We start from the raw sequence: 26,267 nt of genomic DNA on the forward strand, positions 1-26,267 counted from the left end.
CCGTTTCCCTTTTTCCAGAGACGTCGCTCACCCGGCAGCGGGCCGCGCCTGGTCCGGTTGCGTGTAGTCGCACACCCCCTCGGGGAAAATGCGCCTGAGCTGCTCGACTTGCTGCGCACTGGGCGCCGAATTGCCATAGGTGCCGTCAGCCAGGGCCTGGTCCAGCGGCTTGAGGGTGCAGCGGTAGATGCCGCCCTCGATGGGCGCACCGGCCACGGTGCGCGACGTGCCGTAGAGCGGGAAGGCCTGCGTGCACGCGCCCGCGGGCTGGCTGTCCAGGATGCCGCCCCACACGCCGGCCCCCGCGCTCATGCGCTGGCCCTGCAGGTCGAAGCAGGCGTCCTCCGCCTCGGCAGGCTTGTTGCCGGCGATGCCGTCCGCGGGGTTCCTGCGCATGTTCGCGAGCCACTGGTCCATCACGTCGAGTGCTTGCATCGACTGGCTGGCCTTGGGCGTGCCGGGCATGGTGTTGGTGAACCACACGACCAGGTTGTCGCTGTGGCCCATCTTCTGGAGCACGCGCCGGCGCACGGCGAAGGACTGGTGGCTGTTGTGCATGTCCAGCTCGCGCTCCATGTACTGGCGATGATCGATGGCCGGTACGTCCAGGCGCCCCGTGAACACATGGCCCGAGGCGTAGGCCGCCCGCATCGCGATCGGGTCGCCCGCCGTGCGCGGTGCCGGCGCATCGGCCGCGGCCAGCCGCATGTTGCGCCGGCTCCAGGGGTCGAAATAGCCGGGCTGGGATAGCGCCTTGCCGATCTCGGCCTGCGTCGTGCCGAAGAAGGGGAAGCCTTCCTGCACCATGGCGCTCGGATGCTTCCAGCCGCCCACGTGCCAGTTCAGGTGCACGAACTCGTCCATCGCGATGTGGCCCGCCAGCAAGGACTTGAGGCCGTACTGCACGCCCACGTTGTCCCAGGTCGGCCGGGCCGCGCCGTTGGCGTCCACGCCGTAGACGTTGCGCAGGTCGTCGTAGTGGGTCCAGCGGATGGCCGCGATGTCGCTTTGCGGCTCGTACAGCTGCTGGTTGGGCGCCTGGCCGTACCAGGGGTTCATCGACAGCGGCGTGAGGCCGCGCCAGGCCGGCACGCACTCGGTCGTGCCCTTGGCGGTGCTGTAGCCCAGTGCGATCTTCAGCGGCGCGAGCGCATCGTTCACGCGCGTGTTCGGCCCGCCGTCGGGGTTCTCCTCGGCATTCATGCCCACCAGCCAGCTGCGGTTCTTGGTCACGCGCCACTTGCCGTTGGCGCGGTCGGTCGCGTCCATGTAGTGCTCCAGCAGTTCGCAGTCGCCCACGTGGATGGTCTGCGTGACCATGTCGGGGTAGCTCTGTACGGGCAGCAGGCCGTCGAGCACGCCGGGGTTGTTCTGCGCGATCATGTACTGCTGGATCGCGCCGCCCGAGCCGCCCAGGCCGACGGTGTAGAGCGGCACGCCGTAGCGCTCAATGAAGCGCTCCTTCGTCATCATCGCGGTCTCGCCGGCCAGGTTCATGTTGTAGTGCGTGCCGGTGTTGTTGCCGCTGGAGTGCACGATGGCCCAGCCGCGGCCGAGCACGTCGAGGTTCATCGAGCCGCCATGCACCGTGCCCTGGCTGTGGCCGATGGCCACGCCGCCCTGGAACCAGTACAGCAGCTTGCCGTTCCACAGCGAGGTGTCGGTCTGCGTGCCGTTGTCGGCCGCCGGCATGGGCGCCAGCATCGCGATGCTGTAGAGGAAGCGGTTGATGCTGCCGATCTCGCGCCGCACGACGAAGTCCACCGTGCGCCCGTCCGCCAGGGTCGCCTGGGCCATGTCGGACGGCCGCGAGCCGTCGGCCGGCAGCGGCATGAGCCCGCCCGCCGTGCTGCGGTACTGGTAGCTCACGAAGGTATCGATCGAGCAGTCGCGGCTGTAGCCCAGCAGGGTGCTCTGGGCATCGCGCACCGGGTAACCCGGCGGCGAGGCGCTGTCCACCCGCGGCTGCCTGCCCACCGCCCCCTGGATCGTGGTGCAGACGAAGGGCGTCTGCTGCGGCCCGGTGAACATCGGACCCGTGATCGGGTGGTTGGTCAGCGTGAGTTGGTCGCGCGGCGGGCCATTGCCGCTCCGATGGCGGACCTCCAGCGTGTTGGCCCCCAGCTTCAGGCCGCCGATCACGCCTTCGAGGCCGGCCGCGGTTTCGGCGAGCGTCACATCGAGGCGCATGCCGTTGAGCCACAGCTCGAGCTGGTCGCGCAGGCCCGGCGCGGCGCGCACCTCGATGCGCGCATCGCCGCCCGAAACGTACTCTGGCGCGCTCGACAGCACGCGCAGGCGCACGCTGTTGCCGTTCTCCTTGTCGTTGAGCACCTTCGCCTGCTGCGCGGTGCTGCTCTCGGCGCTGACTTTCGCACTGCCCGTGCCGGCGCTTGCGCCCGATCCGGAGCCTCCGCCACCGCTGCTCCCGCCGCAGGAAGCCAGCAGCACTGCACACACGGCCCATGCGGCCGCCAGACCTTTCTTGGATGTCATTGCGTCTCCTCGGGGCCCACAGGCCTTGTTGTTGTTGTTGCCAGAGCCGGACGCGCCGGCCCTGAGCCTCGGATCGTCCGCGTACGAACGCGGCGGCGCAGAGATTAGATCTTTTTGCTTCGCATGACCATAGGCCATAGGCGCTGGCTTCGAGGCCGTCCGACCTTGGACCTGGATACCTCAGAGGCGACCATGAAACACCCACCCCGTCACGTGTGCCCTGCGTCTCACGCGCTTTCCAGCCAGGCCAGTGCCTTCGCCTCCTCCGAGAAAGGGAAATGCCGCACTTCGGCCGATGTGAAGTGCCTGCCGAGCAATTCGGCCATGTCCGCAAAGTGACTGTCCGTCGCGATGGCTACGCGTTCGACCTCCTTGTGGTGTTCTCGGACGAAGCGCATGTGCGCGGCGAAGCCCCCGAAACTCTCCCACCCGGGAAAGCCCTTGGAGTGAATCAGCACGCCTCGGAGTTTTGCGTGGTCGGAGAGATAGTCATTGACCGCAGCGCCGGGACCGGCGAAATCCTCTTTGCTCAGCGGGGCGCTGGGTCTCAGCACCAAGATGCCTTCTGGCTGCTTCATCGAGTATTCGAGCATGTGATTCTCCATTGGCCCCTCACAGCAGGCCGGCAGCCGACCATTCTTGTACTGTTCGCCGGCACACACAAGGGAGCGGCGAATGACTCGGCTTCCAGGTGAAGAGGTATCGGGAACGCGAGCCCCTGATCAACCGCCAGGCGCGTCGACCTTGCGCCAGCTTGCATCTGGATTGAAGCGCGTCATGGTCTGGGGAGCGGTCTCGCCGCCGGGGCCGAGGTCCTTCTCGTACACCACGCCGTCGTGGTTGACGATGAAGCTCATCACGCCTGTGTCGCCGTAGCGGATCGGCCAGGCGATGAGGGCGAATCCGCCTCGCATGCGGTTGCCGATCACGTAGTCGTAGGCGCCACCCGGCGCGTCCTTGCCTTGAGCCTTGAGGATCTTGAAGTGGTAGCCGTGGTAGCCCTCGCCGCCTCTTTGCCCGGCATACAGAGGTCCGAGCGGACTCAGGTCCTGGCCGGTCGCGTCCGGCCAGTAGAGCCCATCGTGCCTGCCGGGAGAGCTCACGAACTTCTGCGCGTACTCGAGCACGCTGTTGCCGTCGCGGTCCTGCTGCGCGTATTCCTTCTGGGCGTCGAAGTACGCCAGCGCGGCCTGCATCGCATGGAGCTCGTTGCGGCCGATGCGACGAGTGCGCATGGCATCGACGCCCGCTCTCGGGTCGAAGCGCCAGCCGGCGGCGCTCTTCACGATGGGCACGGGCAGTGTCCAGTCTCCGGGGCCGGCGGCGAGCAGCGCCATGTCCGGCTGTTCGAGCACGACCTTGTGCTGCTTGGCCCATGCGCCGAGGAATTCATAGACGTCATCCTGATCGACGGTGCCCTCCGGCACGAAGCGCCGCCATTCGGGTCCGAGCACGCTGCGCAATGCCTCGACGTCGCTGCGCGACAGGGCATCGACGAAAGCCTGCGCCGCGGCATCGGGCGTGGGAAAGGCCTTTTGCGCGAATGAAGCGACCGAGGCGAGCGACAGCGCCACGGAGGCCGCAAGCGTCTTCAGGGATAGGGCGGCGAAGGACATCGTCCGGACTCCCGAACAGGTGGATTGCGTCATGTGGGCCTCCCATTCAGCGACGACCGCCGCCGCCGCCGCGCCCGCCGCCGCCGCCGCCGCCTCCGCCCATGCGTGCACCGCCGCCTCCGCCGGAACTCATGCGGGCGCCGCCTCCACCACCGCCCATGTGCGAACCGCCGCCACCCATCTGTGCCCCCCCGCCTCCGCCACGGTTCTGTGACATGGACTGGCGACTCGCGTCGCCGCGACTGGTCTGCTGACGGGTCTGGCCACCGACATCGCCCGAACCCCGCAATGCGTTGTCGCCGCCGCTGTGCTGCGTCCGCGACAGTCCCTGGTCGGCACCACCGCGCCCGCCCGCGCCGCCGCGGTCGCCTGCTCCGGCTCCTGCTCCTGCTCCTGCTCCGGCTCCGGCTCCGGCTCCTGCTCGATCGCCGGCCCGATCACCAGCGCGGTCACCGGCTCGGCTGCCGGCCCGGTCGCCCGCGCGGTCACCGGGGCCCGCACCCGCTCGATCGCGGCCGGTGTCTCGCGCAGCCGCCTGCGCGCGCTCGCGAGTGCCCGGGTCGTTGCGCAACTGGTTTCGGCCCTGGGCCGGGTCCATCCCGCGCTGCTGCAACTGGGATTGCGCCTGCTGGCGCTGCGCGTCACGAGCAGCCGTATCGCGTCCGCGGAAATCGTTGCGCTGGTTCGCGCCGCCGACGTCCTTGCCGAACTGTTGCCGGCTTGCCGAGTCCCGGTAGGGAACGCCGCGCCGGTTGCCCGCGTTGTGCTGGAAGTTCGTCTGGTTCGCAGCGAGTTGCCGGTTGGTGTTCACGCTGTTGTAGCGGTTCACGTTGACGTTGACGTTGCCGCCTCCCCAGTTGCAGTTGCCCCAGAGCGCCGCCGTGGCGGCGACACCGATACCGAAGGCGATGCCCGTCGCCAGCGCCGCGCCGGGGTAGTAGCCGCCGTAGTAGCCATAGTAGTAAGGCGCCGGCGGGTAGTAGTAGGGCGGATAGGCCGGATAGGGCCAGGCGCCATACACCACGGTCGGGTCGTACGCCGGCACATACACCACCTCCGGGTTGGTGGGCTCGATCTTGATGATCGTCTGCTGCGTCTGGGGCTCCTGCTCGACGATCACCTTCTGCTGCTCGGTGCTCTTGAGGCTGCCTGTCTTCTGGGCCTGGCCGCGCAGTCGCTGGGCGGAGTCGAGAACGTCCTTGGACGAGGCGAGGAAGGCATCGCCCAGGTTCTGCACCCAGTCAGGCTGATCGCCCATCGTCTGCAGCACCTGCGGGAATGCCACGAGCGACTGCACGCTCGGGTCCCAGGGCTGGTTCGCGACCATCTTCAGCGCCGCATCGCCCTTCTGGGTCGGATTCGCCTTCGACCATTTGGCCGCATCGGCGACGTCGGCCGGATAGGTCGAGGCCATCAGAACCTGCGACAGCAGTTCGTCCGGATACAGCGCGATGGGCGCCATCATCTGGTCGAGCTGCTCCCTGGAGAAGTTCGGCGGTGACTGCGCGCCCGTCAGGGCCGGGAGCAACGAAGCGGCGAGCATCACGGCACGCACGAATCGGATGGTCATTGCACGCATATTCCCTCCAGAGATCCAAGATGTTCGCTCTCGACCGAACCAGAAACGGCGAGACGCCTCTGACACGACGCTGGGGAAAATTGTCTGCCCATCACGCATGCTTGTGAATTGACGTTTGTCAGTTCCTGGACCGGCGGCAGGCACATGGATCGGCCGGTGACGTGGCAATTCGTCTTGATCGACTCGAGTTTCCGGGCGGGCTTCGGCTTCGGCCCAAACCGCGGCCCTCGTACCGAAATGCAACGTCGGTATTTGCCCTCGCCCCTCTGGTTGTGGCGTACGCTGCGGCCATCGACAATTCAACCTTGCCTGCGCTACTACCCACAACCTACTGGAGGTCGCAATGCAGATGATGAAAGCCGCAGTGGTCCATGAGTTCGGCAAGCCGCTTGTGATCGATGAAGTGCCGGTGCCGGAGGTGGTGCCGGGTCAGGTGCTGGTGAAAGTGGCGGCCTCGGGCGTCTGCCACACGGACCTGCACGCCGCCGACGGCGACTGGCCGGTCAAGCCATCGCCGCCCTTCATTCCCGGTCACGAAGGCGTGGGGCATGTGGCGGCCGTGGGCGCCGGCGTGAAGCATGTGAAGGAAGGCGACCGCGTCGGCGTGCCGTGGTTGCACACCGCCTGCGGCCACTGCGAGCACTGCATCACTGGCTGGGAAACCTTGTGCGATGGGCAGCAAATGACGGGCTACACCGTCGACGGAGGCTATGCGGAATATGTGCTGGCCGACCCAGGCTACATCGGGCACCTGCCGGCCAATCGCGGCTTCTCCGAGCTCGCGCCCATTCTCTGCGCCGGGGTCACGGTCTACAAGGGGCTCAAGGTGCTCGACTGCAAGCCAGGCGACTGGGTGGCGATCTCCGGTGTCGGAGGGCTGGGCCATCTGGCGGTGCAGTACGCCAAGGCTATGGGCTTCCATGTGGCGGCGGTGGACATCGACGATGCCAAGCTCCAATTGGCCAAACAAGTAGGAGCGGACATGGTGGTCAACGCTACCCATGCCGATCCGGCCAAGGAGCTTCAGCGCGAACTGAAGGGCGCGCACGGCGTACTCGTCACGGCGGCCTCGCGCGCCGCCTTCTCGCAGGCGCTGGGCATGCTGCACAAGCGGGGAACGATGTCGATGGTCGGATTGCCGCCGGGCGACTTCGGCCTGCCTATCTTCGATATGGTGCTCAACGCAAAGACGGTGCGCGGCTCTATCGTGGGCACTCGCAAGGACCTGCAGGAAGCGCTGGCCTTTGCCGGCGAGGGCAAGGTGCATACCGTGTACAGCGAGGACCGCATCGAGAACATCAACCTGATCCTCGATCGCATGCGCAAGGGCGAAATCGAGGGTCGGGTGGTGCTACGGCTCACCGACGAGCCGTAGTGGCGCGCGCGCAAACGCATTGAGGATGCGCTGGGGGCCGCCGCAAGCCTTCAGCCCACCGACCCCGGCGGCATCAACACCTCCCGCTGCGCCACGACGGTCTCGCGCAGGAAATCCCACACCACCTTCATGCGCGCGAGATGCCGCGTCTCGGCCGGCACCGACATCCAGAAGGTGCGCGTGAAGCTGGCCTCGGCCGGCAGCAGCCGGCGCAGCGACTTGTCGCGCCCCGCGATGAAGGCCGGCAGCACCGCGATGCCGGCACCGGCCAGGGCGGCCTGGTGCTGCGCGAGGATGCTGGTGCTGCGCAGCGCGAACGAATCGGGCTTGTAGAGCTCGTCGAGATACTGCAGCTCCTTGCTGAACAGCAGGTCGTCCACGTAGCTGATGAAGGTGTGGCCGCGCAGGTCTTCGCGGGTGCGGATCGCGCCGCGCCGCGCGATGTAGTCCTTCGATGCGTAGAGGTGCAGCACGTAGTCGGTGAGCTTGGTCACCACCACGGGCCCGCGCGCCGGGCGTTCGAGCGAGATCACGATGTCGGCCTCGCGCCGCGACAGGTGCACCAGGCGCGGCATGGCGAGCAGGTCGATCACGAGCTTGGGGTGCGCTTGTGCGAACAGCGCCAGCTTCGGCGCCAGCACGACGGTGCCGAAGCCTTCGGTCGCGCCGATGCGCACCAGCCCCGACAGACCCTCTTGCGATCCCGGCGCGGCGCTCTCGACGGCCAGGAAGGCGTTTTCCATCGATTCGACCTGCGGCTGCAGCCGCCGGCCGGCCTCGGTCAGGCGATGGCCGTCGGCTTCGCGCGAGAAGAGGGCGGTGCCGACCTGCTTTTCGAGCGCCTGGATGCGCCGCGCCACGGTCGTGTGGTCGACCGCGAGCCGGCGGGCCGCGCCCACCAGCGTGCCCGAGCGCGCCAGCTCGAGGAAGAAGCGCAGGTTGTCCCAATCCATGATCTGCAATTATGCAGATCGGAGGTGCGAATTTGTCTATTGCCATCGCAAAAGTGCAAAGCTAGCATCACCCTGCTGCACCCCTATTCCCCAAGGAGACAAGTTCACATGGACGCCACCACCACGCCCGCGACCCAGGTCGCCACCGTCAAGCTGCTCATCGGCGGCAAGTTCGTCGAGTCGAAGACCACCGAGTGGCGCGACATCGTCAATCCGGCCACGCAGGAAGTGCTCGCCAAGGTGCCGTTCGCGACGCCGGCCGAGGTCGATGCCGCAGTCGCTTCCGCCAAGGAGGCCTTCAAGACCTGGCGCAAGACGCCGATCGGCGCACGGGCCCGCATCTTCCTCAAGTACCAGCAACTGATCCGCGAGAACATGGCCGAACTGGCCGCGATCCTCACGGCCGAACAGGGCAAGACCCTGCCGGATGCCGAGGGCGACGTGTTCCGCGGCCTCGAGGTGGTCGAGCACGCGGCCTCCATCGGCAACCTGCAACTCGGCGAGCTGGCCAACAACGTCGCCAACGGCGTCGACACCTACACGCTGCTGCAGCCGCTGGGCGTCTGCGCCGGCATCACGCCGTTCAACTTCCCGGCCATGATCCCGCTGTGGATGTTCCCGATGGCGATCGTCACCGGCAACACCTTCGTGCTGAAGCCCTCTGAACAAGACCCGATGGTCACGATGCGCCTGTGCGAACTCGCGCTCGAAGCCGGCATTCCGGCCGGCGTGCTCAACGTCGTGCACGGCGGCGAGGCGGTGGTCAACGCGATCTGCGATCACAAGGACATCAAGGCGATCTCGTTCGTCGGCTCGACCAAGGTCGGCACCCACGTCTACAACCGCGCCACGCTGGCCGGCAAGCGCGTGCAATGCATGATGGGCGCGAAGAACCACGCCATCGTGATGCCCGACGCCAACAAGGAGCAGACCCTCAATGCGATCGCCGGCGCGAGCTTCGGCGCCGCGGGCCAGCGCTGCATGGCGGTGTCGGTCGCGGTGCTGGTCGGCGAGGCCCAGAAGTGGGTGCCTGAACTGGTCGAGAAGGCCAAGACGCTGAAGATCGGCGCCGGCACCGAGAAGGGCGTCGACGTCGGACCGCTGGTGTCCTGCGCGGCCTATGAGCGCGTCAACGGCCTGATCGAACGCGGCGTGGCGGACGGCGCAACGCTGGCGCTCGACGGCCGCAAGCCGACGGTGCCCGGCTTCGAGAAGGGCAACTTCGTCGGCCCGACGGTGTTCGCCGACGTCAAGCCCGGCATGGTCATCTACGAGCAGGAAATCTTCGGCCCGGTGCTGTGCCTGGCGAACGCCGACAGCATCGACGATGCGATCGAGATGATCAACGCCAACCCGAACGGCAACGGCACCGCGATCTTCACGCAGTCGGGCGCTGCGGCGCGCCGGTTCCAGGAAGACATCGACGTCGGCCAGGTCGGCATCAACGTGCCGATCCCGGTGCCGGTGCCGATGTTCTCGTTCACGGGTTCGCGCGCCTCCAAGCTCGGCGACCTGGGTCCGTACGGCAAGCAGGTGATCATGTTCTACACCCAGACCAAGACGGTGACCGAACGCTGGTTCGACGACAGCACCGCCCACGGCCTCAATACCACGATCAGTCTCAAGTGAGCTTAAGCTCGCCCCCAGGTTGCCCGCACTTCGTGTCGGGCGCCCACCCCCTGCCGGGGGCAACACCAGCGGCCCGGCGAAGCCGGTTCCGCGGTGGCACTGTTGCTCCCCCCCAGGTTGGGCTCACTTCGTGTAGCCCGCCCACCCCCCTGCCGGGGGCAACACCAGCGGCCCGGCAAAGCCGGTTCCGCGATGTTTCCCGATTAGGCTGTGAGCTTTTCGTCGGTTGCCATGAACTTTGAACTTTCGGAAGAGCAGCGCGCCTTTGCCCAGACGGCGCGCGACTTTGCACTGAACGAATTCGCGCCGCATGCGGCGCGCTGGGACGCCGAGGCGATCTTCCCCAGGGAAGCGATCGCCAAGGCCGGCGAGCTCGGCTTCTGCGGGCTCTATGCGCCCGAGAGCATCGACGGCCTGGCGTTGCCGCGCCTCGATGCGACGCTGGTGTTCGAGGAGATGGCCGCGGTCGACCCATCGACCACGGCCTTCATCACGATCCACAACATGGCGACCTGGATGCTCGGCACCTGGGGCGGTCCCGCGGTGCGCGCGCAGTGGGGCGCGGCGCTGACCAGCGGGCGCAAGCTGGCCTCGTATTGCCTGACCGAACCCGGCGCGGGATCGGACGCCGCATCGCTCAAGACGCGGGCTGAATTGCAGGGCGGCGAGTACGTCATCAACGGCGGCAAGGCCTTCATCTCGGGCGCCGGGTCGACCGATGTGCTGGTGCTGATGGCGCGCACCGGCGGCGGCGGCGCGGGCGGCATCTCGGCCCTGGCGGTGCCGGCCGATGCGCCCGGCATCCGCTACGGCAAGAAGGAGCACAAGATGGGCTGGAACAGCCAGCCCACGCGCACCATCGATTTCGACAACGTGCGGGTGCCGGCCGAGAACCTGCTGGGCAGCGAGGGCGAAGGCTTCCGCATCGCGATGAAAGGACTCGACGGCGGGCGCATCAACATCGCGACCTGCTCGGTCGGCGCGGCGCAGGGTGCGCTCGACGCGGCCCGGCGCTACCTGCACGAGCGCCAGCAGTTCGGCAAGCCGCTCGCGAGCTTCCAGGCGTTGCAGTTCAAGCTGGCCGACATGGCGACCGAACTGGTGGCCGCACGCCAGATGGTGCGGCTGGCCGCGAGCAAGCTCGATGCCGGCCATGCCGACGCCAGCACCTATTGCGCGATGGCCAAGCGCTTCGCGACCGATGCGGGCTTCAATGTCTGCAACGACGCGCTGCAACTGCACGGCGGCTACGGCTACCTGAGCGAATTCCCGCTGGAGCGGCTGGTGCGCGACGCGCGCGTGCACCAGATCCTCGAAGGCACCAATGAAATCATGCGCGTGATCGTCGCGCGCAAACTTCTCGAAGGCGATTGCGATATCCGATGACTGACTCCGTCGTTCTCTTCAAAGAAATCCAGGCCGCCAACGGCAAGCGCTTCGGCGTGGCCACACTCAACGCGCCGGCTTCGCTCAATTCGCTGTCCGTCGCGATGGTGCGGCTGCTGACGCCGAAACTGCGCGAATGGGCGGCCGATGCGAACATCGTCGGCGTGCTGCTCGATGCGGCCGGCGAAAAGGCCTTCTGCGCCGGCGGCGACCTGCGCCAGCTCTACCAGACGCTGCTGGACTGCGGCCCCGAGCGCAACGGGTACGCCGAGCGCTTCTTCGGCGAGGAATACGAGCTCGACGATCTGATCCACAACTTCCCGAAGCCCTTTCTCTGCTGGGGCCACGGCATCGTCATGGGCGGCGGCGTCGGCCTGATGGCCGGTGCCTCGCACCGCGTGGTCACGGCGCAGAGCCGCGTCGCGATGCCCGAGATCAACATCGGCCTGTACCCCGATGTCGGTGGCAGCTGGTTCCTGCGGCGCATGCCCGGGCGGGTCGGCCTGTTCCTCGCGCTGACGGCCGCCCCGCTCAATGCCGCGGACGCGCTCTTCTGCGGCCTGGCCGATCTGCTGGTGCCGCACGAGAACAAGGCGCAGGTGCTCGAGGCGATCGCCTCGGCCCCATGGCAGGCGGAATCGCAGGCCGACCGTGCCACGCTGTCCCGCGTGCTGGCACAGGCCGGCGAGGGCGCCGCGTTGCCCGCCTCGAAGCTGCGCGAGCACTTCGACACGATCAATGCGCTGATGGCGGGCGACGACCTGCTCGACATCGCCAGGCGCCTGCGCCATCTGCAAAGCGACGACCCATGGCTGCAGACCGCGGCGAAGACCTTCGCCAAGGGCGCACCGAGTTCTGCGGCGCTGAGCTTCGCCCTCTGGCAGCGCGTGCAGCGCATGTCGCTGGCCGAGGTGTTCCGGCTCGAGTACTGGGCCTCGCTGGGTTTCTGTGCTCACAAGGACTTCGCGGAGGGCATCCGCGCCGTTCTGATCGACAAGGACCGCAACCCGAAGTGGAACCCCGCCACGCTCGAGGAGATCACGCCGGCCTTCGTCGAAGACCATCTGCGCCCGCGCGGCGAGATGGCGCCCGAGCTGGTCGGGCTGACCTGAACACGAACACGCATTTCCACAAGAACGGAGACACGACATGAAGATCGCATTCATCGGCCTGGGCAACATGGGCGGCCCGATGGCCCTCAATCTGCAGAAGGCCGGCCACACGCTGAGCGCCTTCGACCTCTCTGCCGAGGCCTGCAAGAAGTTCGCGGCCGAGGGCCTGCCCATTGCCGCCTCGGCCGCCGCATCGGTGGCCGGCGCCGAGGTGGTGATCAGCATGCTGCCGGCCAGCGCGCACGTCGAAGGGCTCTACCTCGGCAGCGACGGCCTGCTCGACAAGATCGCCCCCGGCACGTTGGTGATCGACAGCAGCACCATCGCGGCCGCGACCTCGCGCAAGCTGGCCGAGGCGGGCGCCAAGCGCGGCGTGGCGGTGATCGATGCGCCGGTGTCGGGCGGCACCGGCGGCGCCATCGCGGGCACGCTGACCTTCATGGTCGGCGGCTCGGAGGCCGACCTCGAACGGGCCCGTCCGGTGCTCGAGAAGATGGGCGCCAACATCTTCCACGCGGGTGCCGCGGGCGCCGGCCAGACCGCCAAGATCTGCAACAACATGCTGCTCGGCATCCTGATGATCGGCACCTCCGAGGCGATCGCGCTGGGCGTCGCCAACGGGCTCGATCCGAAAGTGCTATCGGAGATCATGCGGCGCAGTTCGGGCGGCAACTGGGCGCTCGAAAAGTACAACCCGCTGCCGGGCGTGATGGAAAACGCGCCGGCCTCCAAGGGCTATGCGGGCGGCTTCGGCACCGACCTGATGCTGAAGGACCTGGGCTTGGCGCAGGAGAACGCGGCCGCGGTGCGCGCTTCGACGCCGCTGGGCGGACTGGCGCGCAACCTGTATGCCGCACACAGCCTCGGCGGCCATGGGGCGCTGGACTTCTCGAGCGTGATCAAGCTGGTGCAGGCGAAGCCGGTCTGAGCGGGCCCCCAGCGCCCTCAAGCAGGGCCTGCAGGTCGGTGGCCGGCCTTCAATAGCCCAGCGTCGGGTTGCGCCGGGCCTGGTCGCGCCGGCGATCCTCGCGCACGGCGTCGCAGCGCGGATGGCGCGTGTACGCCGGCTGGTCGCAATGCGCGGCCTCGCAGCGCGCGGCGGAGAAGAAGTTGAGGTTTTCGCAGCCGCGCCGAGGATCGAGGGCCGCCCTGGGCGTCGGCATGGCGACGCGCGGCGGCTGGCGGTGCAGGGGCGGCGCGGGCGCTGTCGTCGGCGCGGCCGAGCCTGGCGGCGCTGCAGGCGGGTCGGCGCCCACCTCCGACTCGCCCGCCGCCAGCGACGACGGCAGCGGCACGGGTTCCGGATCCTGGGGGGCTTGCTGCCGCGCAGACGCCGCGGGCGCGGGTGGTGCGACCACGGCCTGCGCGGCGTCGAACGCGTGCGGCGGTGGGACCTTGCGCGTCACATAGGCGACCCAGCCCCCGAAGCCGAGCGCGGTGGCGAGCAGCAGCAGCCCGAGGCCGGTCCAGAAGCCACGCGCTTCGGCCGGGTGCGCGGCCTGGGCCTGCCGGGCACCCGGCTCCGGCGAGCCGGTCAACCTTTTCGACCGCACGGCATCCAGCAGGGAAGGCCCGGTGGCGGCGAAGCGGGGCAGCTTGCGGGCACAGCCGTGGCAGAAATTCGCGGCGTCGCGGTTCTCGGTTTGGCAAGTGGCGCAGATCACCGGCATCGGAACTCCTCGGTTGGCGGGGGCAAGCCGTACTTTCCACATTCGGCCGCTTGATGTCTGCCAGCCGGCGCCTACGTGGTCCGGCACCGCCGGTGCCGGTCGTAGACTTGCAAGCCTGTGCCCCACTTCCGACTTCGGACGCTCGCCATGAACCGATCGACCCTTTCCGCCATCTCGATGGGCCTGGCGCTGGCCCTCGCTGCACCGGTGCTCGCCGACACCCTCAAGAAGCCCCAGCTCGACCGCCTCGCCGCGGCCCAGCAGGCGGCGCCGTCGGCGAGCTTTCGCGCCTTCCTGGCGCAAGCCGCGAAGGCCGATCCCAAGCTCCGGCCGAGCATTGCGGCCTATGAAGCGAAGCGGCCGCTCTCGGGAGACGACCTGACGCAGATCGCGCGCCTGCTCGGCCTCTACAACCGGCTGCACAACCAGAAGGCCGTGCTCGCGTCGATCGAGGCGATGGTGGCGATTCCGACCGTTCGCGACGACAAGGTGCCGCCGCACGAGAGCCCGCAGATCATCGAGTTCGGCCGCCTGATCGAGAAGATGGCCAAGGACTTCGGGCTGCAGTACCGCAATGTCGACAACCGGATCTTCGAGGTCAAGCTGCCGGGCCGCGGCCCCGACGAGTTCGGCATCCTGACCCACGCGGATGTCGTGCCGGCCGTGGCCGACGAGTGGGTGCTCGACGACGGCACCCGGCTCGATCCCTTCAAGATGACGCGCGTGGGCGACACGCTGTACGGGCGCGGCACCATCGACGACAAGGGCTCCATCGCCGCGGTGCTGTATGCGATGAAGACGGTGAAGGAAAGCGGGCTGCCGCTGGCCCGCACCATCCGCCTGATGATCGAGACCACCGAGGAGACCGGCGGCGACGCCATGAAGTACTACCGGGCGAAGACGCCGCTGCCCGAATACAACATCGTGCTCGACAGCAAGTACCCGGCGGTGGTCGCCGAGAAGGGCTCGGGCGCCCTGAAGGTCTTCTTCCCGGTCGAGGACGCGGACGGCAGCGGCGCGGTGCGCACGGCCATCACCGCGATGGCCGGCGCGTCGGCAGCCAACGCGGTGCCGCAGACCGCGACCGCCACGCTGAAGGGCGGCGATCTGGCGCAGGTGGCGACGAGGCTGGAATTCGTCAAGGGGCCGTTCCTCCAGAAGTACGAAAGCCAGGGCGGCAGGTTCGGCATCGACATCGCGAAGGGCGCCGACAGCATCGAGGTGAAGGTCACGGGCGTGTCGGCGCACGGCTCGCGCCCCGAGGAGGGCATCAACCCGCTGCCGCGGCTCGCGCTCTTCCTGCAGGAGTCCGGCGTCGTGACGGCGGGCAATCACTACACCAAGGCCGTCAGGTACCTGGTCGATCTCTATGGCACGGGCTACCTCGGCGAAAAGATGGGCGTGGGCTACAAGGACGACTTCATGGGGCCGCTCACGATGTCGCCCAACCTGATCCGCGAGAAGGACGGCAGGCTCGAAGTGACCGCCAATGTGCGGATGCCGCGCGGCAGCACGCCCGACCAGCTGACCGCCAGCATCAAGGAAAAGATCAGCGCCTGGGCCGCGGCGAGCCAGGCGCGGGCCGAGATCGACTACCAGCAGGGCGACTGGATGGCGCGCGATCCCAAGGGCGCGTGGCTGTCGACGCTGCTGAACATCTTCGGCGACACAACCGGCCTCGAAGCCCTTCCGGTGCCGACCGCGGGCAGCACCACCGCCAAGCTGATGCCCAACGCGATCAACTTCGGCCCGGCCATGCCGGGCAAGAAGTACACGGCGCACAACGCCAAGGAATACAAGGAGATCGCGGACCTCGATGCGGACATGCAGATGTTCACCGAGATGCTGGTGCGGATCGGGAACCTGAAGACGATGCAGTAGCCGGGCCGGGTGGGCGCCCTCAGATTTCGCGCCCCAGGCCCTGCGCGTGCAGCACGGCCTTCAGGCGCCGCACCTCGTGCTCCAGGTCGAGGATCAGCGCCGCCGCCTCGAGGCCGACGCCGAAGTCGCGCTCGAGGCGCCGGGCTTCGAGCGCGGATTGCAGGTCTGCGCCGTGGAAGCGCCAGTCGTCCGGCCGKTCGGCCGGCGTTTGCGATTCGATGATGCCGACCTCCACCAGTTGAACCACCCATTCGATCTGCGCGCCGCAGGCATGCGCGAGTTCGTTGGCGGCCAGGGGGTGCGAGGCGCTCAGGGTCGTGATGGACACAGAGGAAGTCATGATCGTCACACTCCGAGATGGCGGCGCGGATCGAAGGGCGCGGCCTGTGCGAGTTGCTCATAGGCCTTGCGCGCGGCCTCGGTGCTGGCCGGGGGCAAGGCGATCTCCAGCAGCAGATACAGATGGCCCGGCGGCTTGCCGGGCAGGCCGCGCTCCTTCAGGCGCAGCTTGAGTCCGTTGCGCGCATTGGGCGGCACCGTCACTTCGACCACGCCGCCGCCCGGCGTCGGCACCTTCACCTGCGCACCGAGCGCGCCTTCGGTCGGCGTGATCGGCAGCGTCATGTAGAGGTCGCGGTCCTCGATCCGGTACAGCTTGTGCGGCGAGATGCGCACTTCGAGATACAGGTCGCCCGCAGGCTCGCCGCCATGTCCGGGCATCCCCTGGCCGGCGAGGCGGATGTACTGGCCCGGGCGGACGCCGGCCGGGATCTTCACGCTGAGCGTGCGGGTCTTGAGTTCGGGGCGGCCATGGGCGTCGATCTCCTGCGAGCGCAGGGAGATCTCGCGCTCGGCGCCGTTGAGCGCATCCTCCAGCGTGATCTCGATCGCGGCGTGGTGGTCTTCGCCGCGCGCGCGGTAGTGGCGGCGCTCGGCGCCGCGACGCTCGGCGGCGCCGAACACCGACGAGAAGAACTCGCTGAAGTCCGCATGGTCGGCCGGGCCCTGGTTCGGGCCGCGATGGAACTCGAAGCCTTCGTCCCAGCCGGGCGGCGGCTGGAAGCTGCCGTCGGGCCTGCCGCCGCGCGCCACGTGGTCGGCAAGCTGGTCGTAGGCGGCGCGCTTCTCCTTGTCGCGCAGCACGTCGTTGGCCTCGTTGACGTCGCGCATGCGCAGCTCGGCGTCGGCTTCCTTGCTGACATCCGGGTGGTACTTGCGCGCCAGCTTGCGGTAGGCCTTGCGCACCTCGTCCTCCGAGGCTCCGCGCTCGAGGCCGAGTGTCTTGTAGTAGTCCTTGAAGTCCATGGTGGATCCGCGAAGTGGGCTTCAGGCGATGGCGGCGCCGCCGTCGACCTGCTGCAGCAGTGATCTGACACGCCATGCGGCGCCGTCCCGTTCGAAGCGCAGCGGCTGCGCGTTGCCCATCAGGCCCAGGTCGACCGGCACGCCGAGCAACGCCGCCAGCACGTAGAGCGAGCCGCCGTGCGCCACCACCAGCACCGGCGCCGGCTGCGCCAGCGCCTGCTCGAGCGCGGCGCGCTTTCGCTCGACGAACTCGGGCAGGGTCTCGCCGCCCTCGGGCGCGCAGGCCCAGTCGATGTGGGCGGAGGAGCTGCCGATCAGCGCGCCGAAGTGGCGCTCGCGCAGCCCCTCATGCACCAGCGGCGCGATCCCGTGCGGTGCCGATACGGTGTGCGCGGTGGTCAGCGCGCGATGCACGTTGCTGCTGACGATGCTGCGGATCGGCTCGCCGGCCAGCAGTTCGGCGGCGCGTGCCGCCTGCTGCAGGCCCAGTGCGCTGAGCGGCTCGTCGGCCGCCTGGAAGATGCGGCGCGCATTGCACTCGGTCTGGCCGTGGCGCAGGAAATAGAAATGGTCGCAGGCCGGGGCGAGCGGATGCGCTTCGGCGAGGGTGGCGAGCAGGCGGAGGCCGGGATTCATCGATTTCGGGTCTCGGGGTGAAGGGTTACAGCAGCCACTCGAACGGCAGCGTCTCGAGCAGTTCGATCCACGCCCGCTTGAGCGCGCCGGCGCCGGGCTCGGTGGTGTAGCGGGTCTCGCCCTGCGGGGTGCGGTCGATCCATTCCATGCCATGCCCATCCGGCTGGATGCGCACTTCGTAGGCCTTGGCCGGGACCGCGGTGTCGAGTTGCTCGGCCAGTCGGCTCGAGAGTTGCGGGCTGTCGATGATCACGCCCATCTCGGTGTTGAGCCGCGCCGACCGCGGGTCGAGATTGAAGGAGCCGACGAAGATCCGCTCGCGATCGACCGCGAAGGTCTTCGCGTGCAGGCTGGCGGCCGAACTGCCGGAGCTGCCGCTTCCCGGCAGGCCCCGGGCCTTGCTGTCTTCCTTGTCCGGCGGCGGCACCGCGTCGCCCGGCTTCAGCTCGTAGACCTGGACGCCGCCTTCGAGCAGTTCCTTGCGGTACTTGGAGTAGCCGGCATGGACCGGGCTGACGTCGGTCGCCGCCAGCGAGTTGGTCAGCACGCGCACCTTCACGCCCGATCTGGCCATCGTCACCAGCGACCGGGTGCCGTCCTTGCCGGGCACGAAGTAGGGCGACACCAGGTCCAGCTCGCGCCTAGGATGGCCGAAGGCCGCCTCGAGCTGCGGCGACATCTGCAGGTCGCGGCGATCGGTCGGCTCCAGCACCTTGGCCGGGTTGTCGTGGATCACGTGCGCAGTGGTCCAGTCGAGCGTGAGCCGGCCATCGTCGAGTTCGCGCACCAGCGGGGTCTGGCGCACCGCCTCGCGGTAGCGCAGCGCCTGGGGGTCCTGGTGCAGGGTGTCCCATCCCGCCTGCAGTTCGGCGCGGGCGTTCGCGGGCGGCGGTGCGAGCAGGCGCGCGGCCGGGTAGGCCGAGGCGCTGTTCCAGTACAGGTCGAAGGCGCTGGAGACCTCGCGCACCACGGGCCCGACCGCCATCACGTCGAGGTCCTGGAAGCCCAGCTCCATGTTGGCGCCGAAGTACTCGTCGCCGATGTTGCGGCCGCCGACGATCGTCAGCTGGTTGTCGGCGGTGAAGGACTTGTTGTGCATGCGCCGGTTGACGCGCGAGAAATCGAAGGCGAAGTCGCTGACCCGGAAGCCCCGGTTCGCGAACGGATTGAAGAGGCGGATCTCGATGTTGGAATGGGCGTCGAGTGCGGCCAGGGTCGTGTCGAGCCCGCTGGTGTTGGCATCGTCGAGCAGGATGCGCACGCGCACGCCGCGCTCGGCGGCCTCCCAGACGGCCTGCCACATCAGCTTGCCGGTGATGTCGTTGCGCCAGATGTAGTACTGCAGGTCGAGGCTGCGATCCGCATGGCGCGCGAGCAGGATGCGGGCGGCGAAGGCATCTTCCGCCGCCGCCAGCGCATGGATGCCGGAGCGTCCGGGATGGGCCGACACGGCGGGGCCGAAGGCCTTGGCCAGTCGGGTATCGCTCGTGCTGGCGACGGCCTGGGTCTCGGTCCGGTCGACGTTCGCGGGCAGGCTGGAGCAGCCCGTGACGAGCAAGCCGAAGAGGAAGACGATGAGGACGCGTGATGCAAAGGTGGACACGGCGCGTTTCCCGCAAAGAGTTCGGCCATTCTAGGCAGATCGGGGCCGGGCCCTGGCGCCGCTACAGCTTGGGAATGTGCAGCGTCTTGCTGACCATCAGCGTGCCCGAGAGCCCGAACAGCAGGCCGAGCGGGTGCAGCACCCAGGGCCCGATCATCCAGGCGCCGCCCCAGATCGCATCGCCGATGCGGCCCTGCCAGGCAGCCAGCGCCAGCACGCCGACCAGGACCACGCTGGTCGGAATCGGCGTGCCCTCGAAGTACTTGACCTTGTCCGCGCCCTCGGAGAGCGCTTCGGCCGTGACGTTGTAGCGCGCCAGGCGGCTGACGCCGCAGCAGACGAAATAGATCAGCAGCACGCAGTCCCAGCCACCGTCCAGGCCGGCGGCGAAGGCCAGGGCGGCCGGCAGCACGCCGAAGGAGATCACGTCGGCCAGCGAGTCGAGTTCGCGGCCGAGCGCCGAATGGGTCTGGCGCCAGCGGGCGATGCGGCCGTCGAAGACGTCGAACACGAACGCGGCCGGCGCCAGCGCCGCCGCCCAGAGGAAGTGCGCGAGCGACTGGCTGCGCATGTAGGCCATCGCGAGAAAGATGGCGCCGACGCCGCAGGCCGCGTTGCCGAGCGTGAACGCATCGGCCAGGTGGAAGCCGCGGATCATCGAGAAATGCTTGCGCGCGGGGGCGGGGGCTGGAGTGGGCATGGTGGCTTCCGTGGACAAACTGCGACGCACCCGAGCGTAACCGGGCGGACGCGGGAAGGCGCATTCCGATGCCGCGCGGGAGGCCGGTTCCGCCAGGCCCCTCCGCGCCCGGTCTTGCGCGCTCAATAGGCCAGCTGCAGCGGCGCACCCACGCGCTGGGCCTCGATGTCGGCGCGGTGGAAGGGCAGCGGATGCCATTTCTTGGCCGAGAACAGCGGCAGCTGGTCGTAGGCGTGCGGCGACGCCGGATCGCTGCTCTGGCCATAGGTCAGCAGGCCTTGCGCCACCGGGCCGCGCTCGTCGAAGCCCACGGTCTGGATGTAGCTGCTGCCGTAGTTGATGTTGTAGCCCTTCGGGTCGAGCGTGGCCTGGCCCTGGCTTTCCACCTTGTTGAGCACGCCTTCGAACTCGTCGCCGCCGGGGATCGTGACCTTCTGCCCGCGCACCATGCGCGTCTGCACCTCGGCCAGCGGAGCGTCGACCGTGAAGCCGGCCACGCGCACGATGCCGACCGCATCGCCGAGCGCCTTGAAGACGGCATCGCGCGTGGCCGGCGTGGCCATCTCGAGGCCGCTGGGCGTGACCACCGGACGGGCCGGATCGAAGGGCACGCGCCAGACCTTCGGCACCTCCTTGGCCTTGCGCCAGAATTCGCGGAACAGCGGCGCGCCCTTGGAGGCGCTGTTGCTGGTCCGGTCCCAGGCCGCGAGCACGCGGCAGCCCTGCGCCTGGTCCGGCGTTAGCGCCGCGGCGTTGGCGCCGCAGGCCGCGGCAAGATCGTCCATCACCAGCATGCCGGCGAGGTTCCTGTCGCGGAAGATCACGCTGCGCAGCTCGGCGCCGCCCATCTTGTTGCCCGCGAGGCCGTCGCTGCCGGCGAGCCGGCTCTCGATTTCCATGATGCCGCTGCGGGTGCGCAGCCGCTGCGTCGTGCCCGTGAAGCCGACCAGCGGCGAGATGCCGGCCGGCGGCGCGATGCGCGGGTTGCTGAGCCAGAAGCTGTCGTTGCTGTTCTGCACCCAGTCCGGCGTCACGATCACCGGCATGCGCGCCGGCGGGATCGCGCCGGGCATCGCGGCGGCGCGGTCGCGCGTCCAGGCGCAGGCCGAACGCGAGCCGTCGAGCACCGGCAGGCCGGCCGCGGCGAGCAGCGCAGCGGCGGCCGGCGACGGGGCGCAGGACTTGAGCAGTTCGGCCGACACGTCGGGCACCACGGACAGGTCGGCGTACATCGCATTGCCCTCGCGGTCGGCCGCCAGGGTGTTGATCCACGGAATGCCCTGGTTGCCCATCGCGGCGCGCAGCTCGGCCACGTTGCGCGCCAGCGCCATCTGCATCCAGCTCTGGGCCGAGCGCGTGTTGAGCGTGTTGACGTCGCGGATCGCGTAGGCCTTGGTGGCGCCCCAGTCGAGGCCGGCGCGCGGCATCGAGATGACCGGCCCCCACTCGGTGGCATAGAAGGTCTTCTGCGCCGGCGGCGTGCCGGCCTTGGCCGAAGCGGCCGGCAGCACGACAGTCCTGGCGGTCATCTTGCGCGGCTGGCCATCCACGATGTAGACGGTCGGGTCGGCCGGGTCGAGCTTCAGTTCATAGAGCGTGAAGCGCTTGCCGGTCGAGACGGTGTGGGTCCAGGCCACGTCTTTGTTGAAGCCGATCGACACCACCGGGCTCAGGCCGCCGGTCGCGCCCATCACGTCGAGCTTGCCCGGGATCGTGAGGTGCAGCTCCCAGAAGCGGTTGGTGCCGGTCCACGGGAAGTGCGGATTGCCGAGCAGCAGGCCGCGGCCGTCGGGCGTGGCGTTGCGGCCGAAGGCCCAGCCATTGGAGCCGAATTCGCCGCCTTCGGGATTGGCGTTGAAGCTGTGGCGCGAGATCTCCGCCACGGCCTGCGGCAGGTCGACTGGGGCGGCCGAGGTCTTGGTGCCCGGCGCCGGCGGCGCGGCGGCCAGCACTGCACCGGCCAGCGCGCCGATGCCGCCCTGGATCATCGACATCTCGGTGGCGCGCGCCAGGTCGGCCTGCGTCATCGGCCGTACCCAGGGCTTGCCGCGGCAGGCCTCGGGCAGGCCGTTCGGACCGGCGTCCTGCAGATAGCGGTTGTAGCCGGCGACATAGCCGCTCAGCGAGGCGCGCACGTCGGGCTTGAGATCGGCGGCGGCGCGTGCGAGCGCGGCGTCGTCCATGTGCGCGCGGATGAACAGGTCGATCTGCGCGTTCGGTGCGCGGCCCAGGCCGAGCTCGCCCGTGCCGTCGGCGCCGAGGAACTGCGAGCGCTCGCCGCGCACGGTCAGCAGGTGCTCGGCGGTCTGGCAGACGTTGTCCTGGGCATGGGCGTAGCCCACGCCGTAGGCGACGCCCTCGTAGTCGGGCGCGGTGATGTGGGCAATGCCATAGGTGGTGCGTTCGATCGTCACGCTGCGCGTGCCGGGGGCCGGCGTGCTGGCGCAGCCGGCGAGCAGGGCGGCGAGCGCGAGGGCAACGGCGCTGGAGGCGCCTGGAGCGCAGCGCGGGCTTGTCATGGCATTCATGTATCGAGGCTTCGGAGTGGAAACGAGCCGTCGATTACATGTTGCGGGCCCCCGACCGCGATACGTGCTAACCCGGGGGCGCTGTCGCCAAGGCGTCGTGGGCTTCGGCGATCCGGGCGAAGCGGCCGAGCAGCTGTGCCGCCGCCGCGGTCGCGGCCACGCGTTCGCGCAGCGCCGCCGGGTCGCTGCCCTCGGCGCGCAGCGTGTCGGCCAGGTGGTCGACGTAGCCGCGCATGATCTCGGCGTCGAACTCGGGGTGGAACTGCAGGCCCCAGGCGTTCTCGCCGACCCGGAAGGCCTGGATCGGCTCGAAGGCATTGCCCGCGAGCCGGACGGCGCCTTCGGGCAGCCGCAGCGCGCTTTGCCGATGCACGACCTGGGCCTCGAAGCGGGCCGGCAGGTCGTGCATCAGCGCATCGGCGGCGGCCTCGGGCCGGAGCTCGACTTCGACCGTGCCGATCTCCAGGCCGCCCGGGTGATCGCCGGCTTCGCCGCCGAGCGCATCGGCCAGCAACTGGTGGCCGAAGCAGACGCCCAGCACCGGCGTGCCGTGGCCGACCAGCTGTGCGAGCCAGGCGCCGGTGGCCTCGCTCCATGGCTCGCGGTGCGAGACCATCGCATGCGAGCCGGTCACGATGGCGCCCGAGATCTCGGTGGGCGCGGGCAGCTTGTCGCCGCGGCGCGGATCGAGCACCACCACCGGCAGCCGGGTGTCGCCGAGGCCGGCCGCCATCCAGTGTTCGAAGTCGCCGCGCTGTTCGCGCAGGGCGTCGAAGGTGTCGCCGACCTTGATGATCGCGAGCGGGCGAGGGGGAATGTTTTCCATCCCGCCATGATGCCGGATTCCGTCCGTGCGTCAGGTGGGCGCGGGCAGCGGCCTCAGTTGTTTTCCAGTGCCTCGATGGCGGGCGGAACGCGCCGCGCGACCGCCGCCACCAGGTCCTGCCGCTGCGGGGCCTCGCGCCAGCGCAGGCGCGTGCCGGTTTCCCATTCCGGGTGGCTGCGTGCCGGCTGCGCGGCGCGCACCAGGTCCGCGAGCGCGCGCTGGCCTGCCGCCGCCGGCTCCCTGGCGCCGGCGGCGATGCGGTCGACCGCGGCATGGCCGCGCTGCTCGAGCGCGCGCAGCAGTTGCAGCTGCCAGGCCGCGAGCACGAACAGCACGCGGTCCTCGACCGTCAGCTCGTGGAGGTCGCGCAGCTTGTTGGCCAGCTTGCGGCCCAACGGCCCCAGGCCCTGGGAGACCGCGCCGCCGATGGCGCCGCCCAGCGCCGCGCCGGCGCCGAGCGAGAGGCCGGCCAGCGCGAGGTCCGCCACCACCCCGGCCGCGGCGCCCACCGCCACGCCCTTGCCGAGCAGGATCCCGGCATCCTTCATCGCCTCGGGATGGAAGAAGTCCATCGCCCACCGTCCTTCGACCAGCGGCAGCGGCGACTCGTCGGCGTCGCCTTCGCGAAAGCCATAGAGCGCCAGCAGGTCGTCGGCGCAGCGCTGCGCCTTGTCGAAGACGGTCTTCTGCAGTGCGGCGATGAGCCGCTGACGGGTCGGCGGGTCGGCGAACTCGCCGGCCGACACGGTGCGCCGCATCGATGCGGCGTCGACCAGCAACTCGGCGATGCGCCGGCCCGCGGCGTCGCGGCGCTGCGCGAACTCGGCGTCGAGGAAGGCCGCCACGCGATCGAGTGCAGCCCGCCGGTCGCGCAGCAGGGTCGCGAGGTCGCGGTAAAGCTCGTGCTCGGCGCCGACGAAGGGCGCCGCCGCATCGAAGCGCACCACCACATGCAGCCCGTAGGCCGACAGCAGTTCCTTCCACGCCGCCTCGCGGCTGTCTGTATGGCGCACGAAGTTCAGCACCGGCAGCACCGGCCGCGCACAGGCGTTCAGCAGTTCGATCTCGGCGCGGAACTTGGGCAGCACCGGCTCGCGCGCATCGATCACCAGGAAGGCGGCGTCGACCTCGAGCAGGGCGCGCAGCACCTTCGCCTCCTGCTCGAACACGCCATGCGCTTCGGGGCCCTGCAGGAACAGGCGGATGCGCTCGGGCGGCGTCGCGGCCTTGTCGAGCGCATCGATGTGCTCGCGCAGCGCGACGGCGTCCTCCAGGCCCGGCGTGTCGAAGAAGCGAACGGCCGCCGCGCCGTCGACTTGCAGGTCGACGGCTTCGACATGCCGCGTGGTGCCGGGGTGCTCCGAGACCTCGCCGAAATTCACCCGGCGCGTCAGCGTGCGCAGCAGCGAGGTCTTGCCGGCGTTGGCATGCCCGACCACGGCGATTCGGATCGGTGTCGTCATGCCCAGCCGTGCAGCACGGCCTCCGGTGCGGCGTCGGCGCACAGGCCGTCCAGGCCGACATCGGCCAGCCAGGCCTGCCAGCGCAGGCGGGCCGCATCGTCCGCCGCGGCGCCGAGCAACCACAGCCGGCATTCGCCGCACAGGGCCATCACCTCGCGCACGAAGCGCTCGGTGCCGCGGTCCGGGCTGGACGCCGCGCGGCAGCCGATGAGGACCCGGCGTGGCCGCAGGCCGGCCAGTGTGTCGAGCAGTTCGCGCCGCTGGGCCGCACTGCCGTCGATCCGCAGCGCGCACATGCCGGGGATGTCGAGTCCGGCGGGCGGCCAATGCTGTTCCGGGGTCAGTTCGAACCCGATCGCGACCAGGGTGTCGAGGGTGTCGCCGGCCGACAGGTGCGCCGGCGCGCCGTGAGGGATGCTGCCGGGGTCGGCATCGACGATCTGCCGCGGCTCGAGGGCCTCGAAGCGCGCCAGCAGCCGATGGAAGTAGGGCTCCGACAGATCGGGGCGCAACGCCTTCCGGCGCGCCAGCCAGACGGCCGCGCTGAGCAGCGCGAAGGCCAGCCGCGGCAGCAGTCCATAGACCACGATGCAGCCCGTGAGCCAGAGCGCCCAGGCGCGCTGGCCCGACGCGGCGGCGAGCGGCGACAGCACGGCTTGCGCATCAGGCACCGGGAAGCCCAGCCATGCCGGCGCCCGCCCCAGCCACTGCACGCTGTGCACGAAGAAGCCCGGATCGAGGATGGTGGTCTCCCAGTTCAGCGTGTAGTTGCGGAATGCGAGCGCGAACAGCAGCGCCGCGAGCACCACGGCGAACGAGAGCGTCCAGACCGCATGGCTCACGAAGCCCAGGGCCCAGGGCAGCAGCCGGGCGCGGGCCAGCAGCCGTGTCACGGCGCGCAGCAGCACCGGAGCCTGGCCGTGCTGGCCTCCGGCCACCCGGGTCGTGAGCGTGAGCCAGAACCAGCCGAAGGAGGCCCGGAAGGCGCCGAGCGGCACGACGAGCCCGACGAGCCACAGCAGCAAGGTGAGCAGGTGCAGGCCCAGCAGGCTGGCCAGCGCCACCACGACGTTGATCCGCCGCTCGCCGCCGCCCAGCACGTTGCCCGCGAGGCTGAGGCCGGCGACGACGACCAGCGCCACCAGGCCCAGCAGCACCCAGGGCGCCCAGGCGCGTGCGCGCGACAGCTCGCCCTGCAGCCCGACGCGCCGGCCCAGGATGCGCGCGCGCTCGGCGATGCGGCCCGCGGTGTCGGGTCGCAGGCTCATCGCCTCGCGCACGGCTTGCGCGTCGTCGAGCGGGCCGGACTCCTCGATCAGCTTCACCGCCTCGGTGATCGCCGCATCCTGCAGCGTAGGGTGGGGCGCAACAGGATTCAACGACTTCCTTCATATCGGGGAACAGGTCCGGCGCACCGGGGGGAGCGCGAAATTATGCCCGGCGATGTCCAACCCTCGCCCCATGAAGAACGGGGTCGCAAGCGACCCCGTGAACCGCCACAGGAGAGCG

Annotated in this window: 21 protein-coding genes; 6 read left to right on the forward strand and 15 right to left on the reverse strand. The window is 69.4% G+C overall.

Annotation, left to right across the window (positions count from 1 at the left end; all coding sequences use genetic code 11):
• Nucleotides 1-27: 27 nt before the first annotated feature.
• The 4 genes from AC1D2O_RS07480 to AC1D2O_RS07495 form a co-directional block, all read right to left on the reverse strand.
• Nucleotides 28-2,496 carry a DUF6351 family protein gene (locus AC1D2O_RS07480; RefSeq protein ID WP_478087131.1) on the reverse strand — a complete coding sequence of 823 codons (2,469 nt, stop codon included), beginning with the start codon at nt 2,494-2,496 and terminating at the stop codon, nt 28-30.
• Between the two features lie 227 nt (nt 2,497-2,723).
• A complete protein-coding gene (locus AC1D2O_RS07485) occupies nt 2,724-3,089 on the reverse strand; it encodes a SpoIIAA family protein (protein WP_478087130.1) in 366 nt (121 codons plus the stop codon).
• A 129-nt stretch (nt 3,090-3,218) separates the two neighbouring features.
• Nucleotides 3,219-4,112 carry a DUF2950 domain-containing protein gene (locus AC1D2O_RS07490; protein ID WP_478087128.1) on the reverse strand — a complete coding sequence of 298 codons (894 nt, stop codon included), beginning with the start codon at nt 4,110-4,112 and terminating at the stop codon, nt 3,219-3,221.
• A 46-nt stretch (nt 4,113-4,158) separates the two neighbouring features.
• Nucleotides 4,159-5,682 carry a DUF3300 domain-containing protein gene (locus tag AC1D2O_RS07495; RefSeq protein ID WP_478087127.1) on the reverse strand — a complete coding sequence of 508 codons (1,524 nt, stop codon included), beginning with the start codon at nt 5,680-5,682 and terminating at the stop codon, nt 4,159-4,161.
• A 352-nt stretch (nt 5,683-6,034) separates the two neighbouring features.
• Here AC1D2O_RS07495 and adhP point away from each other — a divergent pair, with 352 nt between their 5' ends.
• Entirely contained in the window at nt 6,035-7,066 is a 1,032-nt protein-coding gene (gene adhP / locus AC1D2O_RS07500) for an alcohol dehydrogenase AdhP (protein WP_478087125.1), read from the forward strand.
• Between the two features lie 50 nt (nt 7,067-7,116).
• Here adhP and AC1D2O_RS07505 read toward each other — a convergent pair whose 3' ends face one another.
• Entirely contained in the window at nt 7,117-8,019 is a 903-nt protein-coding gene (locus AC1D2O_RS07505) for a LysR family transcriptional regulator (RefSeq protein ID WP_478087124.1), read from the reverse strand.
• A gap of 108 nt (nt 8,020-8,127) precedes the next feature.
• Between AC1D2O_RS07505 and AC1D2O_RS07510 the strand changes: the two genes are divergently transcribed.
• The 4 genes from AC1D2O_RS07510 (at nt 8,128) to mmsB (ending at nt 13,074) form a co-directional block, all read left to right on the forward strand.
• Complete coding sequence (locus tag AC1D2O_RS07510) at nt 8,128-9,648, forward strand: CoA-acylating methylmalonate-semialdehyde dehydrogenase (RefSeq protein WP_478156631.1); 1,521 nt, start codon at nt 8,128-8,130, stop codon at nt 9,646-9,648.
• A gap of 231 nt (nt 9,649-9,879) precedes the next feature.
• Entirely contained in the window at nt 9,880-11,034 is a 1,155-nt protein-coding gene (locus AC1D2O_RS07515; protein WP_478087121.1) for an acyl-CoA dehydrogenase family protein, read from the forward strand.
• Nucleotides 11,031-12,146, forward strand: a complete 1,116-nt coding sequence (locus tag AC1D2O_RS07520) for an enoyl-CoA hydratase/isomerase family protein (protein WP_478087120.1) — start codon at nt 11,031-11,033, stop codon at nt 12,144-12,146. The genes AC1D2O_RS07515 and AC1D2O_RS07520 overlap by 4 nt, the downstream gene beginning before the upstream one ends.
• A 37-nt stretch (nt 12,147-12,183) precedes the next feature.
• Nucleotides 12,184-13,074, forward strand: coding sequence for a 3-hydroxyisobutyrate dehydrogenase (gene mmsB, locus AC1D2O_RS07525; RefSeq protein WP_478087118.1), 891 nt, complete (start codon nt 12,184-12,186; stop codon nt 13,072-13,074).
• 49 nt (nt 13,075-13,123) lie between these two features.
• Here mmsB and AC1D2O_RS07530 read toward each other — a convergent pair whose 3' ends face one another.
• On the reverse strand, nt 13,124-13,816 hold the full coding sequence (locus AC1D2O_RS07530; protein WP_478087117.1) for a hypothetical protein: 693 nt from the start codon (nt 13,814-13,816) through the stop codon (nt 13,124-13,126).
• Nucleotides 13,817-13,963: 147 nt separating this feature from the next.
• Here AC1D2O_RS07530 and AC1D2O_RS07535 point away from each other — a divergent pair, with 147 nt between their 5' ends.
• The gene (locus AC1D2O_RS07535) at nt 13,964-15,697 is read left to right on the forward strand and encodes a dipeptidase (RefSeq protein WP_478156632.1); all 1,734 of its coding nucleotides are present in this window, start codon (nt 13,964-13,966) and stop codon (nt 15,695-15,697) included.
• A 19-nt stretch (nt 15,698-15,716) separates the two neighbouring features.
• Here the strand turns inward: AC1D2O_RS07535 and AC1D2O_RS07540 are convergent, their stop codons facing one another.
• The 9 genes from AC1D2O_RS07540 to AC1D2O_RS07580 all read right to left on the reverse strand — a co-directional run bounded on the left by AC1D2O_RS07540 (nt 15,717) and on the right by AC1D2O_RS07580 (nt 26,137).
• On the reverse strand, nt 15,717-16,037 hold the full coding sequence (locus tag AC1D2O_RS07540; RefSeq protein ID WP_478156634.1) for a chaperone modulator CbpM: 321 nt from the start codon (nt 16,035-16,037) through the stop codon (nt 15,717-15,719).
• Nucleotides 16,038-16,042: 5 nt separating this feature from the next.
• Nucleotides 16,043-17,002 carry a DnaJ C-terminal domain-containing protein gene (locus AC1D2O_RS07545; RefSeq protein WP_478087113.1) on the reverse strand — a complete coding sequence of 320 codons (960 nt, stop codon included), beginning with the start codon at nt 17,000-17,002 and terminating at the stop codon, nt 16,043-16,045.
• Nucleotides 17,003-17,023: 21 nt separating this feature from the next.
• The gene (locus tag AC1D2O_RS07550) at nt 17,024-17,638 is read right to left on the reverse strand and encodes a histidine phosphatase family protein (RefSeq protein WP_478087111.1); all 615 of its coding nucleotides are present in this window, start codon (nt 17,636-17,638) and stop codon (nt 17,024-17,026) included.
• Nucleotides 17,639-17,663: 25 nt separating this feature from the next.
• Complete coding sequence (locus AC1D2O_RS07555; protein WP_478156636.1) at nt 17,664-19,241, reverse strand: phospholipase D family protein; 1,578 nt, start codon at nt 19,239-19,241, stop codon at nt 17,664-17,666.
• 61 nt (nt 19,242-19,302) lie between these two features.
• The gene (locus AC1D2O_RS07560) at nt 19,303-19,941 is read right to left on the reverse strand and encodes a CDP-alcohol phosphatidyltransferase family protein (protein WP_478087107.1); all 639 of its coding nucleotides are present in this window, start codon (nt 19,939-19,941) and stop codon (nt 19,303-19,305) included.
• A 122-nt stretch (nt 19,942-20,063) separates the two neighbouring features.
• Entirely contained in the window at nt 20,064-22,469 is a 2,406-nt protein-coding gene (locus AC1D2O_RS07565) for an acylase (protein WP_478156638.1), read from the reverse strand.
• Between the two features lie 67 nt (nt 22,470-22,536).
• Nucleotides 22,537-23,295 carry a glutamine amidotransferase gene (locus AC1D2O_RS07570; RefSeq protein ID WP_478156639.1) on the reverse strand — a complete coding sequence of 253 codons (759 nt, stop codon included), beginning with the start codon at nt 23,293-23,295 and terminating at the stop codon, nt 22,537-22,539.
• A gap of 53 nt (nt 23,296-23,348) precedes the next feature.
• Nucleotides 23,349-24,758, reverse strand: coding sequence for a GTPase/DUF3482 domain-containing protein (locus tag AC1D2O_RS07575; protein WP_478156640.1), 1,410 nt, complete (start codon nt 24,756-24,758; stop codon nt 23,349-23,351).
• Nucleotides 24,755-26,137 carry a DUF2868 domain-containing protein gene (locus tag AC1D2O_RS07580; RefSeq protein ID WP_478091258.1) on the reverse strand — a complete coding sequence of 461 codons (1,383 nt, stop codon included), beginning with the start codon at nt 26,135-26,137 and terminating at the stop codon, nt 24,755-24,757. Before AC1D2O_RS07580 ends, AC1D2O_RS07575 begins: the two co-directional genes overlap by 4 nt.
• Nucleotides 26,138-26,267: the final 130 nt, after the last annotated feature.

This window comes from Variovorax sp. P1_G12 (genome assembly GCF_056405555.1).

Excerpts from the sequence above, each read along its gene's own strand:
- AC1D2O_RS07480 (WP_478087131.1), bottom strand. The coding sequence starts at position 2,496 with ATGACATCCAAGAAAGGTCTGGCGGCCGCATGGGCCGTGTGTGCAGTG.
- AC1D2O_RS07485 (WP_478087130.1), bottom strand. The coding sequence starts at position 3,089 with ATGCTCGAATACTCGATGAAGCAGCCAGAAGGCATCTTGGTGCTGAGA.
- AC1D2O_RS07490 (WP_478087128.1), bottom strand. The coding sequence starts at position 4,112 with ATGTCCTTCGCCGCCCTATCCCTGAAGACGCTTGCGGCCTCCGTGGCG.
- AC1D2O_RS07495 (WP_478087127.1), bottom strand. The coding sequence starts at position 5,682 with ATGACCATCCGATTCGTGCGTGCCGTGATGCTCGCCGCTTCGTTGCTC.
- adhP (WP_478087125.1), top strand. The coding sequence starts at position 6,035 with ATGCAGATGATGAAAGCCGCAGTGGTCCATGAGTTCGGCAAGCCGCTT.
- AC1D2O_RS07505 (WP_478087124.1), bottom strand. The coding sequence starts at position 8,019 with ATGGATTGGGACAACCTGCGCTTCTTCCTCGAGCTGGCGCGCTCGGGC.
- AC1D2O_RS07510 (WP_478156631.1), top strand. The coding sequence starts at position 8,128 with ATGGACGCCACCACCACGCCCGCGACCCAGGTCGCCACCGTCAAGCTG.
- AC1D2O_RS07515 (WP_478087121.1), top strand. The coding sequence starts at position 9,880 with ATGAACTTTGAACTTTCGGAAGAGCAGCGCGCCTTTGCCCAGACGGCG.
- AC1D2O_RS07520 (WP_478087120.1), top strand. The coding sequence starts at position 11,031 with ATGACTGACTCCGTCGTTCTCTTCAAAGAAATCCAGGCCGCCAACGGC.
- mmsB (WP_478087118.1), top strand. The coding sequence starts at position 12,184 with ATGAAGATCGCATTCATCGGCCTGGGCAACATGGGCGGCCCGATGGCC.
- AC1D2O_RS07530 (WP_478087117.1), bottom strand. The coding sequence starts at position 13,816 with ATGCCGGTGATCTGCGCCACTTGCCAAACCGAGAACCGCGACGCCGCG.
- AC1D2O_RS07535 (WP_478156632.1), top strand. The coding sequence starts at position 13,964 with ATGAACCGATCGACCCTTTCCGCCATCTCGATGGGCCTGGCGCTGGCC.
- AC1D2O_RS07545 (WP_478087113.1), bottom strand. The coding sequence starts at position 17,002 with ATGGACTTCAAGGACTACTACAAGACACTCGGCCTCGAGCGCGGAGCC.
- AC1D2O_RS07550 (WP_478087111.1), bottom strand. The coding sequence starts at position 17,638 with ATGAATCCCGGCCTCCGCCTGCTCGCCACCCTCGCCGAAGCGCATCCG.
- AC1D2O_RS07560 (WP_478087107.1), bottom strand. The coding sequence starts at position 19,941 with ATGCCCACTCCAGCCCCCGCCCCCGCGCGCAAGCATTTCTCGATGATC.
- AC1D2O_RS07565 (WP_478156638.1), bottom strand. The coding sequence starts at position 22,469 with ATGAATGCCATGACAAGCCCGCGCTGCGCTCCAGGCGCCTCCAGCGCC.
- AC1D2O_RS07570 (WP_478156639.1), bottom strand. The coding sequence starts at position 23,295 with ATGGAAAACATTCCCCCTCGCCCGCTCGCGATCATCAAGGTCGGCGAC.
- AC1D2O_RS07575 (WP_478156640.1), bottom strand. The coding sequence starts at position 24,758 with ATGACGACACCGATCCGAATCGCCGTGGTCGGGCATGCCAACGCCGGC.